11 protein-coding genes are annotated in these 14,586 nt (G+C 41.2%); 3 read left to right on the forward strand and 8 right to left on the reverse strand.

Translation table 11 applies throughout. The features are described from left to right. The first annotated feature begins 68 nt into the window (after positions 1-68). Both ACHZC4_RS12160 and ACHZC4_RS12165 read left to right on the forward strand, forming a co-directional pair. The gene (locus ACHZC4_RS12160) at positions 69-446 is read left to right on the forward strand and encodes a hypothetical protein (protein ID WP_394754127.1); all 378 of its coding nucleotides are present in this window, start codon (positions 69-71) and stop codon (positions 444-446) included. Positions 447-539: 93 nt separating this feature from the next. Beyond that, complete coding sequence (locus ACHZC4_RS12165) at positions 540-1,160, forward strand: helix-turn-helix transcriptional regulator (RefSeq protein WP_394754128.1); 621 nt, start codon at positions 540-542, stop codon at positions 1,158-1,160. 142 nt (positions 1,161-1,302) lie between these two features. On the opposite strand, the gene ACHZC4_RS12170 is transcribed toward ACHZC4_RS12165, so the two are convergent. The 7 genes from ACHZC4_RS12170 to ACHZC4_RS12200 form a co-directional block, all read right to left on the reverse strand. After that, a complete protein-coding gene (locus tag ACHZC4_RS12170; RefSeq protein WP_394754129.1) occupies positions 1,303-2,313 on the reverse strand; it encodes an isocitrate/isopropylmalate dehydrogenase family protein in 1,011 nt (336 codons plus the stop codon). A gap of 262 nt (positions 2,314-2,575) precedes the next feature. Next, on the reverse strand, positions 2,576-3,178 hold the full coding sequence (locus ACHZC4_RS12175; protein ID WP_394754130.1) for a hypothetical protein: 603 nt from the start codon (positions 3,176-3,178) through the stop codon (positions 2,576-2,578). Positions 3,179-3,681: 503 nt separating this feature from the next. Next, positions 3,682-4,278 (reverse strand): exosortase system-associated protein, TIGR04073 family, encoded by a 597-nt coding sequence (locus tag ACHZC4_RS12180; protein ID WP_394754131.1) that lies wholly within the window; start codon positions 4,276-4,278, stop codon positions 3,682-3,684. Positions 4,279-4,335: 57 nt separating this feature from the next. Further along, positions 4,336-6,627 carry a Tex family protein gene (locus ACHZC4_RS12185; RefSeq protein WP_394754132.1) on the reverse strand — a complete coding sequence of 764 codons (2,292 nt, stop codon included), beginning with the start codon at positions 6,625-6,627 and terminating at the stop codon, positions 4,336-4,338. A 241-nt stretch (positions 6,628-6,868) separates the two neighbouring features. After that, the gene (locus ACHZC4_RS12190) at positions 6,869-8,020 is read right to left on the reverse strand and encodes a GNAT family N-acetyltransferase (protein WP_394754133.1); all 1,152 of its coding nucleotides are present in this window, start codon (positions 8,018-8,020) and stop codon (positions 6,869-6,871) included. A 49-nt stretch (positions 8,021-8,069) separates the two neighbouring features. After that, on the reverse strand, positions 8,070-9,209 hold the full coding sequence (locus ACHZC4_RS12195; RefSeq protein ID WP_394754134.1) for a glycosyltransferase family 4 protein: 1,140 nt from the start codon (positions 9,207-9,209) through the stop codon (positions 8,070-8,072). 184 nt (positions 9,210-9,393) lie between these two features. Then, positions 9,394-10,848, reverse strand: a complete 1,455-nt coding sequence (locus ACHZC4_RS12200) for an undecaprenyl-phosphate glucose phosphotransferase (RefSeq protein WP_394754135.1) — start codon at positions 10,846-10,848, stop codon at positions 9,394-9,396. Positions 10,849-12,111: 1,263 nt separating this feature from the next. On the opposite strand from ACHZC4_RS12200, the gene ACHZC4_RS12205 reads away from it, so the two are divergent. Then, the gene (locus ACHZC4_RS12205) at positions 12,112-13,167 is read left to right on the forward strand and encodes a polysaccharide deacetylase family protein (protein ID WP_394754136.1); all 1,056 of its coding nucleotides are present in this window, start codon (positions 12,112-12,114) and stop codon (positions 13,165-13,167) included. Here ACHZC4_RS12205 and ACHZC4_RS12210 read toward each other — a convergent pair. Continuing rightward, positions 13,157-14,320, reverse strand: a complete 1,164-nt coding sequence (locus ACHZC4_RS12210; RefSeq protein WP_394754137.1) for an ATP-grasp domain-containing protein — start codon at positions 14,318-14,320, stop codon at positions 13,157-13,159. The two genes, ACHZC4_RS12205 and ACHZC4_RS12210, sit on opposite strands and share 11 nt — an antisense overlap. Positions 14,321-14,586: the final 266 nt, after the last annotated feature.

The raw sequence follows: 14,586 nt of genomic DNA on the forward strand, positions 1-14,586 counted from the left end.
AATGTTGTAGGCTGAATACGATTTCATAGAAGCTCTGTGTCAGGGCTCAATATAATACGGAGGCCAGTATGAAACACACCAAAGCTTTCGCCCATTTGCGTCAGTTATGCTGTTCTGGGCTGAATAAAGAAATTGTAATGTCAGAGTTTCTGCGTGACGTGCAAAGTGTTATTCCATCGGGCAGTAATGTGTTTACGGAAATTAATGAAAAATCCAACTTTTCTTATTTCATACTGGAATACGGCCTTGATGATTTGATTGGTTTAGAGGACTTAGTCCCTCTTCTGTTAGCGGATTTTTTTACCCGGGATCGTATTTCCCGCTTTATGTATTGGTTGACCCACTATCCTGCATTAACAGATGCTACCGCAATCGATACCTCATTTTATAAAAGTGATGTGTATAACCTGATTTATCGCCCTTATAACCAACACCACGGTCTTTGAGCGCTCGTAATGCAGCAAGGCAAACCGGCCGCAATTATGAACCTTTTTCGACCCTCTCATAAAAAACCTTTTAACAATAAGGATGTATATATTATGAGCTGTTTACTGCCTTATATCAGCCATGCGCTGCAAGCTCCAGATGACCATAATATTCAATACAGCAAAACTGGAGCATCCGGGCTAATACTGATGAATACCCAAGGAAAGATTGAATTTATGTGCCCTGAAGCCAAAAATTTATTGGCGTTAGCGTGTCATCCTGTCTTAACAGTAAAAGCGCCTACTGGAGAGGCTGCGGTGTTACAAAAACTCACGCAATTGTGCACTAATCTGGATGCCATATTTCAAGGAAAAGTTGCTGCGCCGCCGTGTTGGAGTTACAACAATGGCCGTGGGCGGTTTATATTTCGCGCCTACTGGCTAAACAGACAGAACAATGAACCCGGCCATCTAATTGGCATGACCATTGAACATCACGAGCCTGTAGAATTAAAAGTATTACGCGCCTTGCAGCCCATGTCGCTGTCGCCTACCCAAAATCAAGTGGCTGTATTGCTGGCACAAGGGCTATCCAATGAGCAAATTGGCACAGACATGCATATCAAACTCACTACCGTTAAAGATCATGTCGGCAAAATCTTTAAAAAACTGGATATACACAGCCGTGAAGAGTTATTGCCTAAGTTATTTAAACATAGACTGGAAATAAATTGAATAACTTGGCTTCCAACTTAAGGCCGGACAAGTGAAGCTGTGCCGCTCATGGTTCAACAAGGCTCTCATGAGCTTGTCGAATGGCTCACCACGAACGGCTTTTTAAAACTGTCCCGTCTTACGTGGGTAGCCCGTTTATCGGTTAACCCATTGCCGCAACAATAGCATCACCCATTTCCTTAGTACCGCAATTAGACTGTGGATTCAAATCCGGCGTAACATACTTGCCTTCCCTCACGACTTTTTCGATAGCTGTTTTTATGCGCTTGGCGGCTTCAAACTCGCCCAAATGATTCAACATCATTACCCCGGCCATAATCACCGCCGCAGGATTAGCCAAATTTTTGCCGGTAATATCTGGCGCACTACCATGTACTGCTTCAAATAAAGCGGCATCATCACCGATATTAGCGCCTGGAATCAATCCCAACCCCCCCACCAAACCGGCGGTTAAATCCGACAAAATATCGCCAAACATATTAGTAGTAACGACAACATCAAATTGCTGAGGATTCATCACCATATGCATACAGGCCGCATCAACAATTTTTTCATCGAACTGAATGTCAGGGTAACGTGCAGCAGTTTCTCTGGCGACATCCAGAAACAATCCTTGGGTAAACTTTAAAATATTGGCCTTATGGCAAACAGTGACTTTTTTGCGATTGTTGTCTCGGGCGTATTTAAAAGCATATTCAATAACGCGCTGCGAACCACTGCGGGTAACTACCGCCAAACTTTCGGCGATGTCTTTTTTGGGGGTTAAATAATGCTCAAGTCCGGAATATAGCCCTTCGGTATTTTCCCTGACAATAACGATATCCACATCATCATAACGGGTTTTAACGCCTTCCCAGTTGCTAGCCGGACGAACATTGGCATACAGCTCATATTTTTGCCGCAACGCCACGTTAATACTTCTAAATCCGCTGCCTACTACGGTGGTCAACGGCCCTTTGAAAGCAACACGAGTTCTGTCGATGGATGCCATAGTGGCATCCGGCAAGGGATTTCCAAACTGCTCAAAAGCACTCAGCCCAGCATAAGCTTCTTCCCACTGAATTTTTGCGCCAGACGCATCAATTATTTTAACCGCTTCATCCATAATGGAAGGCCCTATTCCATCACCTTTAATTAACGTAACCGCGTGCATTCATATCTCCATAGACTAAAAAAACAGATGTTGGCAAAGAGTCTAGCCTTACATCTTCCCGTAAATTATAGTGCTTTAGTGATAGGATTAGCTATACAGGGGGTTAAATAGTCGTGGTGCCAGTATTAAAAAATGACAGGAACGGCCAAAACCGTTCCTGTAAGAGGGACTTAAAAACGATGAACAATCGTAACGTTGAGCCTCCCTCTTTGAAAAAGAGGAGATGAACACATACGAAAAACTTAAGCTTACGGCTTGGGGTTTATCTTTTTTTGCAGATTCCGGAACAATCTGCGCCACCTTTTTTAGGGTCGCAACTATCGCGGATATCATCAACACATACGTGTCCAATAGGACACGCCATACCTGCAATACCACCACACATAGCATATAGCGGCGGAGCTTTAACACACTTTGCGGCGGCTTTAACCTTTATAGTAGTGCCTGCTTTAGGATGGACACTGCGCAAATTTTTGATAAAAGTATTAAATCTTTTTTGCGTTGAATAGTATCCCAACTCCGCACAAGCCGACAACCCCCCTTCTATATAAAGTTGCCCACCGCTTTTGGGTACATCAACAATAAAGATATCAATATCACCTCTCGCTAGCGCAGCGCCGCTTATTTTACGCACTTTATTTACGGCAACTGTATCAAGAGGACGGCCATCGACTTCAATCTTAATATCTATAGCTTTTATAACCACAGCCTTTGCAAAAACCGGTAAGCTAACCACTAAATTAACAGTGAAAAAAATAAAATAAAACCACTTTGACATCATTACACTCCTTGTAAAAAAAGATAGTTCTGCGTCGTACCTAGATAACATATCCGCGCGACCGCCAAGGTTGGCACTATCAAGCAAAGGATTTATACTTTGCGGGGCAGAACTACCAAAAATAAAAACACAACACAGACATCCATAAACTTAATGTAACGCATTGCACGCCAGCACCAACAACAATCTAGAAAAAAAGCTTAAAATCAAGTAATTACAGAAAAATTATACTCATTAAACAACAGCCTTAAAAGGTAATTATCCACACCTTTTTAAGGTAATATTACCTTTACAATGCACTTAAGTTTAGATACCAGCAAAGGAGATAAGATTTTTTTTGCAAAGTAAGGCATACCATGTTTTAGACACAAACACTTCTACGCCACTGAATTTGCCCATGAAAAATTGTGTTATTGTGAAAAACTGAAGAATTGACTGAGCATCCTGCAGATACAGATACAATACCTCAAGCGTAGCTTATTGGAATAAATATCTCCAACATCTACGCTTAGGCGACTTATTGCGTTAGAACTTCAAATTGACCCACCCCATAAGTAGGTCTTTCAGAAAACCCAGGTCATTAACAAAAATTACTTACGCATTTCGTTTTCAAAGATGGTATCCAATCTTCTGTTGGCTTCTTCACGGCTGTACTGATCAGCATCTTCAATAACAGGCAACCGAGGTTTAACAATAGCAACTGGCTGAATAATAGGCGCAGCGGTTTTATAGGACTCATCAAGCCTGAAAACCTTATCGTAAGTATTGGACTTGTCGAAATCATCCCAAACGTATTTAGGATAAACCACCTGTTTAGTCGGCAATGGTGCGGTTAATAGATCAAACGTACCCACTGTCATACGCCCAACGGCATCAATAATACCTTTTACACCGCCACCAATAACACCATACACAATATTACTGTCTTCCTCATTGGTGAGGTTAATCATGTTTTTTGGCACTTCCAAAAAACCAGTGGTGATATTGGCAAAGCCATTTATGGCTTTTTTCTCTACCTGCCTTTTGTATTGTTGCTGACGAAAGTGTTTTTGCCGCTCAATCTCGTGCTTTAAAAGCTGTTCATTTTGTAGCTGTTGCTGGGCATAATCCGCCCAAATTACCGGCGTAAAGACCAGCAACGCGCTAGTGCATGATAAAGAAACGAAAAAACGATGGAATTTGCTCATCTCAAATCCTACTAGTTTAGTGAATAATAAAACCAGTATAGCAGAGCTTTTGAGGTTTTATTTTTTCAGGGCTCTTGCTAACACATCAGCCATTGTGCCTTGTAACGGCGCTGGTTGTTTGGGTTTATAGACTTGTTTTTGCGTGTTTCGTTCCGGCTGATCTTTTCTGTCTTTTTTATCGGCGGCATCAATTTGGCTTTTCATGGTGAGCAAAATACGCTTGCGTTCGACATCAACCTCTAACACCGTTACTTTCACCATATCGCCGGTTTTAACTACATCGCGGGCGACTTTAACAAACGTATCGGATAAATGCGAAATATGCACCAAGCCATCCTGATGCACGCCAATATCGACAAACGCACCAAAATTGGCAACATTAGTCACGATGCCATCCAAACGCATACCGGCTTGTAAATCCGTGATTTTTTCGATACCTGCCTTAAAGGTGATGCTTTTAAAATCCGGCCTGGGATCACGGCCCGGTTTTTCCAGTTCCTGCAAAATGTCGGTAACAGTTGGCAAACCAAAGCGTTCATTAGTATATTTAGCCGCATTTAGACCACGGACAAACTGGCTCTGGCCGATAAGATCACGGATTGATTTACCGGTATCGATGATAATGGCTTCAACCACCGGATAAGCTTCCGGATGCACGGATGATGCATCCAATGGGTTATCGCCGTTCATAATACGCAGAAATCCTGCCGCCTGCTCATAGGCTTTGTCACCAAGCCGAGGCACTTTTTTAAGCTGCTTACGGTTAGTGAATGATCCATTGCTATCACGAAAAGCCACAATATTTTCGCTGATACTGGCAGATAGCCCCGACACCTGCTTAAGCAAGGCAACAGAAGCGGTATTGACATCCACCCCCACAGCATTTACACAATCTTCTACCACGGCATCTAAACCTCTGGCCAAATGTGCTTGATTGACATCATGCTGATACTGCCCCACACCAATGGATTTAGGGTCAATTTTAACCAATTCTGCTAATGGATCTTGCAAGCGCCTGGCAATAGACACCGCGCCACGTAATGATACATCCAGCTGTGGAAATTCTTTGGCCGCCAATTCCGAGGCCGAATATACCGAAGCCCCTGCTTCTGAAACGGTAATCTTGGTAAATTTTAAATCCGGGTAAGCCTTCATAATATCGGCAACCAACTGATCGGTTTCCCGTGATGCCGTGCCATTACCAATGCTAATCAAATCCACGCCGTGCGTTTTTATCAACTTTGCCAAGGTACTCATCGACTCATGCCATTGGTTGCGCGGCTGGTGTGGATAAACCGTATCGGTCGCCAATAATTTGCCCGTGGGATCAACAATAGCCACCTTAACACCGGTACGAATGCCCGGATCCAGTCCCATTGTGGTTTTGGGGCCTGCGGGCGCGGCCAGCAACAAATCCCTTAAATTGCTGGCAAAAACACGGATGGCTTCGAGCTCTGCGGCCTCGCGTAGCGTAAGCTTCAAGTCCAGATCAATACGGGTAAACAGCTTGATTTTCCACGCCAATCGCGCCGCTTCAGCTAACCAGGCATCGGCAGGTTTTGTGGTATCACGGATATTCAGATAACGGCTGACTTGCTGTATGCACACATCATGCTCAAGCCGGTCATCCATACCAGGCTTCAATGTCATGCTTAAAAAACCTTCATTGCGTCCCCGAAATAACGCCAAAGCACGGTGCGAAGGAATTTTGTTGATCGCTTCAAAGTAATCAAAATAATCCTTAAATTTTTCTGCTTCCCGTTCTTTACCCTCAACAACTCCGGCATGAATAACACCTTTTTGCCAGACATGCTCGCGCAATGTTGCCAGCAATTCTGCGGCCTCGGAAATGCGTTCCATGATAATTTGCCGCGCACCTTCCAATGCCGCTGCAACATCGGGTATGCCTTTTTCTGCATCAATATACGTTGTGGCCATTACATTAGGGATGAGTGTTCGGTCAGCCAGTAACCCATCAGCCAAGGGCTCCAGACCTGCTTCGCGGGCTATCTGGGCTTTAGTGCGCCGCTTAGGTTTATACGGTAAATACAAATCTTCCAGCAGTGTCTTGGTATCTGCCGCATTAATGGCTTGTTCCAGCTCAGGGGTTAGTTTTTCCTGTGAGCGAATGCTATGCAAAATAGTGTCGCGCCGATCATTGAGTTCGCGCAAATAACCGAGGCGATCTTCAAGCATGCGCAATTGGGTATCATCCAAACCACCGGTAACTTCCTTACGGTATCGGGAAATAAACGGTACGGTCGCGCCTTCGTCCAATAAGGTAACAGCGGCGCTCACTTGTTTAATATGAACAGATAACTCTTGGGCAATGCGTTGAATGACGTCCATTTTTTCCAGTGCTGTCAGTTAAAATAAACGTATTGTAGCAGTAAGCCATGAATCTATTAGATTTGTGGGGGTAAAACTTACAGGAATAACCAAATTTAAACAAATAGACCTAATCTTTGCTGGGATTAGGTCATGGGAAATAGAGATTGTTAACGTAGAAACGCAAGATTTTGCGTCTCTACCAGGGTGATGAGCTACGAGGGCTTATTTAAATGAAATTTGAAAGATAAAAAACTGATTACTACTGGCGTATTTTGCCTAAAAAAGTCCGTGCATTCTGTGCAACTTTCCATAAAGCAGGTGTTTGTTTGATTTTGCGTTTGAGCAGACGACTGGTTTTAAAAGCCCAGGCATAAGACAACCCCAATAACGTTTTGCCTTCATAATAGTCGTATAACTTTAATTCCTGATCACACCACTGATCTTTATACGGTTCGTCACCAATAGTAAAGTCATAGATTTCAATGCCATTATCGATGCACCATTCAAACAAATGCCACATCAACAAACCGCCCGGAGCGTATTTGGTTAATTCAGACTGTTCGTAAGTAGGGTATAAATGGTAGAAACGTTTTTTGTAAACCAGACCCCAATGCGTTGCAATAATTCTGTCATCCAGCATTAAAGCGCTTAAATGTACAAAGCCAAGCGGAATAGCTTGCGCCGACAGGATATTAAAAAAATCACACACTTCCTTGCTATCAAACAAATTACCCACGCCCATTTCCAGGTAACTGCGTACTTTTTGAGCAATCATTTCCGCAAGAAAACGTTGTATTTGCGTAGAATCGCTTGCAATAACAAACCCAACTTTTCCGTATTCTTGCAAGCGCCGGTGTTTTCTTTTTTCAGTGGACAGCGATTTACTGCTGCGCTTAGCTTTTAAGAAACCATCAAACTGCGTACCCAAATAGGTAAAATGGGCATTGCTGGCGGTAGGAATACACGCAAGCGACACAAATGGATTGAGCTGTGTGCCGATATCTTTGGGCATTTTTTCAAACACAATAGCATCATACGCAGGTAAAACAGCTTGAATATCTTGCCAAACTCGGTGGAAAAAATCCGGTGTAAAATTTTCTGATAAATGAGGGTTCAATAAAGGACCATGATAGTCAGAAACCGTACCACCCAGCCAAACAAGACAATTTACGCCCTGGCGTTTTTCAATACCCAAAGGTAAAAGCATAACAGGCTGGCCAACAGGAAACTCAATAACGACAAGACACGCTTGACAGCTTGATGCGACACCAACAGTGTTATGCCACTGTTTTAACCAGTCAAAATTTTGAAAAGCGGTGTTTTCACTGTACTCTTCAAAGGATCGCCATACGGCTTCTATTTCATCAAACGAATTATAAATTAAGGTATTGATATTTTCAGTAGATAACAACGTTCCCTGCCAATTTTATGTTATTGATTAATATTTGTTATTACTGAACTTATACTATTACTTGGCTATTTTCTGACAATTCCGTAGGAAAAGACAATAATTCATTATAAAAGCCAACAATATGTCCAACCATCGTAGAAAACCTAAAATGAGTATACACATGATCATGTAATGAGTCTGCTAAACTTTCAGCACTGTCATGGTCATCAAGTACCCGCTGCATGGCTTTTGCCAACTCATTAGCATCGCCCGCCGGCAGTAGCTGATAAGCATGGGGACCAAATATTTCCGGAATGCCGCCTACATTGGTAGTCAACAACGGCACTCTCGCCGCAGCAGTTTCCAAGACAATATAAGGGAATGACTCTGCCAAAGACGGCACCACCACACAACGCGCATTAACAAAAGCTTTGGTCGCGGGAAAAATGGGTGAATGAAAAGTGACTTTATTTGTCAGCCCTAGCACTTGCACACGATTCCTAAAAAACTCCTCGTCTGGCCCCGACCCAAAAACCGACAAACTGACATCAGGCTCTTTAATCAGCGCAAGGGCTTGCAATAAAACATCCAAACCCTTCAGCTTTCTTATTTCACCCACAAACACAAATTTATTTTCGGGTGTGGTACGAGAAACACCATCAAACTCATGGTCGCGCAGACCGTTGTGAACCACACGGTGCGCACAAGAAAAGCCGCCTACTTTACCGCGATAAGTTTCAGCACTGGTTTTACTATCAAAAATAATGCCATCAGTAAATTTTTTTAAAACGCGTTCTAAGGTCAGATAAAACATCCCGGTCGGGGTAGTAATGGAATAATGCATGGAGCCACCGTGTGGCGTGTAAATCGCCTTGGAACTCAACATTTTTGCCAGAATACGTCCATAAGCACCACCTTTAGCACCATGTCCATGAACGACATCAATATTTTCTCCGGCACACAGTTTTGGAATATCGCGTAAAACCTTAACATCCGAAAAGCCAATATGTCGGCTCATGGGAATGCGATGCACCCCTAAAGTACAAATTGATTGCAGTGCCTCTAGCTTGCTTGCAGCGCTGTCTCCACCGGTTGACGCATCGCAGATTATGCCTACCTTATAACCTAACCTTGCCTGTTCTTCGGCAAGATCACAAACGTGACGAAACAAACCACCAACAGGCGAACGAAACACATGTAAAATATTCATCTAATTACAGTCCTTATTAAGTGGCTATGGTAAAAAAAAATTTAAACTTATAACAATTAATACATTAAAAAACATATTCTTGCAAAATAAAAATCACTTTAAGTAAATTATAGTAAGTGCATGTTATAAAATAATTATGACATCATCATTACTTAAATATTGAATTCATAAAAACCTAAAGTCCTTAATAGGCATTTTTTTGGTTAAGAACCACAAAGACAGTACGGAAAATAATGAAGAAATCTAAAAAAAGTGACCAATTTTTAATGTAGTCAATATCATATTCAACGCGCTTCAGTATTTTTTCTTCCGTATCGGTTTCACCGCGCCAACCGTTAACCTGAGCCCACCCTGTTACCCCGGGTTTAACTTTATGTCTTTCAGCGTAACCCGCCACTGCCACTTCATACAATTTACCTTCTGCACTGGCCGAAAGCGCATGAGGACGAGGCCCTACAATGGACATTTCTCCTTTGAGTACATTGAAAAATTGTGGTATTTCATCAAGACTGGAACGCCGTAAAAAAGCCCCTAGTCTGGTAACTCTAGGATCATCACGGGTCACTAATTTTTTGGCATCAATGTCTGCTTGGTTAACATACATTGAACGAAATTTATAAACTTCAATTAGCCTGTTGTTGTAGCCGTAACGTTTTTGCTTGAAAAAAACAGGCCCCGGACTATCGATTTTAATCATGATGCTAATCAATAAATACACAGGTAAAAGCAATACACAGAAAAACAGCCCTAACAACCGGTCTTCAGCGAATTTAATCAAATATTCCCAATCAGACAATGGTTTATTTAAAATTTCTAGTGTTGGGATACCATTAAAATATTCAACTTTGTTATTAACATAGCTACTCATAGAAACACTGGGGATCAACCTGACAGGTACCGGCAACAGTTTAAGTTTCATACTGATTTCTTCTATGCGTGCACGAGCATCCAGAGGCAAGATAACAAAAACTTCATAGCAGCGGTTATCACGGACATAACGCACCAGCTCATCAATATTACCCACAACAGGGCTACCATTCACTGTAGCGGGTGTACGTCCCAATCGATCATCGAAGAGACCGGTCACTTTCACCCAAGGGCTTTTATCATTTTGCACGGCATCCATAAATTCGCCGGTAAAACCATTTACACCAAAAATCACAATCTGGCGAATTAAATGCCCATTAACCGCCAGTAATTTAAGAAAATAGTAAATACTGGCTCTTTCCACACAAAGTGCAATTACCGTAACAATTCCCCAGACCAGCAACCACTGCTGAGAGAAAGCCGACACATTAAACGAACACAACATAACCACGAAAAAGATCAGGGTTGTGCTTCTAAGTATGCCAACCATTTTTTTGTCTTTTTCGATCGCATCAGCAGTCGAATTAAAATCGTACAAGTTTGAAATATAAAACAAACCAATCAATGACAACGACACCAACATAATTAACAACTGGTGTGTTAAATAATTGTCAATATCACCATGAAAAACAAATACGCAGGTAAACATGCCGCTTAACCATACAATTATTCCTTCCATTGCCATTAAACAACTTATCGCTACTTTGCCAGAAACTGTATTGCAGTTAAAGTATTTGATAATATTAAAATAAGACAAAAATTTTTTTAACATCCTTTGATTTACCCACGGCAAACTTAGTGCGCTTGTTGTCAGCTAAGTATGAAACATAACTATTTAGTATGTAAGCGTCATCGGTTATCAAATCGCCACCGCTTATTACCAGCCGGAACCGCCTTAATTAACAACACACTCGATTCAAAATGTAAAATTACTGAACAAAAATTACTCTCTATATTACAATCTATCGACTTTGAATTGCGTCAAATAACGTTTCTTACTATTAATATTCAATTTACCGCAAAATATATATACAGAAGCTGAGTTAGACGAAATACTGATTTTGATAAATTTTTATACATCACTTTTAAAGCGATTAATAGATCAAGAAGAACAGCAACACAATTAACTACAAGCACTTTTCAAGCCAATTTCTTTAAAAAAATTATTTTTTATAAAAAACCATTGATAATTAAGATTTTTTTTAGTGGCATCGGTAGGTTTCCTAATAAATAGATGAGCCGCCGTTTAAATGAATGTAAAGTAAATCAACATTATAAAAAATAAGCCTGTAACGCGTTTACCGATAGCGATGTAAAAAACAGCTAAATTTCTTATAAGACATAATTAAAAAAAATCACGTATTTTTTACATTATTATTCTAAAAAGCCTTCTACATCAAGGTAAAAAAGCACTGTTTTATGCCAGCTTAGCATAATAGTTGTAAAATAATTAATCAAACCAACCTTATAAACCACCACACCACCCATTGAGAGGCAAGCATCTGCACTTGTAAGCTTTTTCCTATGCTATTAAGTGCTTAAAGCATTCGCCTAATCATTAAAAATAGTGTCTGTTAACCTGACACCTATGGCCGCGTACATGGCTTAAACTTCTTAACCATTGCATTTATCTAGCCCTTAACATTCCAGCCCCTCGCGTGACACGCATGAAATCCTTTTTTCTAAGTACCCTACAAATCCAAATACCTAGTACTCCAGTGTAAACTTTATAGACACTAGCACAATACGTAAAAATAATACCGCACCAGTAAGCTATACTCATCATAAATGTGAAATATTACCTTTCTAATTTTAATAGCCAACTATAAAATGACTGGTATACAACTTGCTTCCCAGTAAAGTTAGCGTAATCATTCAGCCCCCCTCTTTGAAAAAGAGGGGTTAGGGGAGATTTTTAAATAGCCCTCGATCCCCCCTTTTTCAAAGGGGAGGTGAATACTTACAAGTTAGCTTTTTCTGTTCGGTAGCGAAGCCACCCTAATTGCTATAAATTCCAGCCAGAGGTAACAATCTCATGAGCGCAAAAACTTTAATAGCCCGTACCTTATTGGATGGACTGTATTACACTAATGCCTATCGCCTCTTAGAGGACAAATATAAAGGAGTCGGTGTTATCCTCACTTTGCACCATGTTGTAAAGGCCGAGAATTCCAGCCCTTTTAACATTAATCGACTGTTAGAAATTACCCCTGAATTTTTAGAGCAAACCATACAGCAGGTCATTGCTCTAGGCTACGATATTGTTTCGCTTGATGAAATGCGCCAACGATTGATTAACCAACAATTTAGCCGGCGCTTTATTTGCTTTACGCTAGATGATGGCTACATTGACAACTATCAATATGCCTTTCCTATCTTTAAAAAATATAATATCCCTTTCACCATCTACGTCACCACCGGCATTACCGAAGGAACAGCCATACTTTGGTGGCGCTGTTTAGAAAAGATCATTCTTCAAGAAAATCAGATTGATCTGGAAATGAACGGTAGGAACGAGTGTTTTGAAAGCAAATCTTTGTCGCAAAAGAAAATTGTTTTTGACAAGCTCTACTGGTATCTACGCAACATGCCACTTAAGCAGCAGCACACTGTTATATTGGCTTTAGCGACAAAATATCGATTATCCGTTGAAGAGTTGTGCTTGAATTGTGCAATGTCGTGGGACATGCTTAAAGAGATTTCACAAAATCCGTTAGCGACTATTGGTACACACACGGCAAACCATTTAGCTCTGGCTAAACTGCCCGTTGAAGACGTAAAAAATGAAGTGACTGTGTGCCGCGATAAACTCAGCCAACACCTACAAATTGATGCTGACCATTTTTGCTATCCTTACGGCGACGGATCATCCGCCGATACGCGGGAGTTTAAAATTATTGAAGACCTGGGATTTAAAACCGCGACTACAACCCGCAAGCAAGTCATTCGTGCAGACCACAACAACCATCTGTTCGCGCTACCCAGAATTCCTTTAAATGGCCATTACCAACAGCAACGTTATGTACAACTGCTTTTAAGCGGTGTCCCTACCGGCTTATGGGAAAGTGCCAAGCAATTTATTAAGCGCTAAAATTAAGTTTTGACATTAATTTAGCGTAGCCCTTAAAACCAGATTCAACCAGCTTCGGCATCGGGTCTTTAGCTATAAAATTCAATGCCGAATTATCATAATACATAGCTTTTGTTTTATGACCGATAAACCGCTGATATAAAATAGCCGCCGCTGCCTCGCCAGTCACATACCGTATAGGTTTGAAATCGGTTTTTGGAATAGTCTGCCCCAAACCCGCCAGACAGCTTAAATAAGGAAAGTTAACACCCGCACAAAAAGAACCCAACAAGCTTCCCCAAAACCGTGGATTTATTTCCAGCACTTTTACCTGCTGATCTTCTTCGTCGTAACGCAAGTCAAAATTTGCGACACCGGTCCAGTTCATTTTAGCGACTAGGCTTTTTATAACATCATAAGCATCAGCATTATCAATAAAATCAGTACCTACATCAGGCTTAAAGCGCACATGGCTAGCCATAAAACCTTTTTGAATCGTATAGGCTTCTATTTTTCCTTCGCGACATAAAACACTGCAACACATGTCATAGCCCTTAATAAAGGCTTGCACTATATATTCTATCATTATGTTTTCATTGCAAAACTCCAGTAGCTCGGATGGAGTATCAAAAATCTTTATGCCTCTGCCACCAATACCAAGATCACCTATTTGTTGCGTCGGTTTTAACAAAACAGGAAAATTAAGCGTAGAAAGCTCTTGCTCAAATGCTGGCCCGGGCCGATATAAAATCGTTACTGGGCAAGCAATCTGATGCTTTTTCAACCATTCAGCCAATAGCCATTTATTAGCGGCAATATCAATAGCTTCAACCGTGGGCACTAGTGCAAGTGCAGTAATGCTTTGCAAAGATGCACTATGTGCCGATAGCAAACGAATAGTCTGGGTATCCACGGGCAATACAATATCGGCTTGGGTTTTTTTTACTGCATCATAAATCGCAGTCAACTTGGTCTCGTCATCATTGCCTTTACAGGAATAACTTAAAAACTGGCGGGTATATCGCGAAAAACGCATGGGATCTTTTGCATTACTGGAAAGCACGTTCAGTTCAATGCCAGGAACTTGGGCTAAACAGCTTTGAACTGAATAAGCTAACCAGCTTTCCCCATCCGGTATCAGCACCGAAAAAATTTTCTTTTTTGAATTTTTCATTCTTTTTAATTACCACTAAACAGCCAGAAATACCGGCGTTAGTCATAACGCATTAACTTGATTAAATGATGTGAAGCAAGTTTTTAATGCGTTAAAACAGTGCATCCCGCTTTATTTTTAAAATTATTATATTGGCTACTTTTCGCTTTGGCCCTTAAAAACTTACCACACAGTAAGCATTCACTTTTCCCTTGAAAAAGGGCGGCTGAAACAAGTACACCCGACAATCTATTTTCCTCACAAAATTAATTAAGAAATTATCACAA

This window comes from Crenothrix sp., assembly GCF_043729335.1.
Classification (GTDB): Bacteria; Pseudomonadota; Gammaproteobacteria; order Methylococcales; family Methylomonadaceae; genus Crenothrix.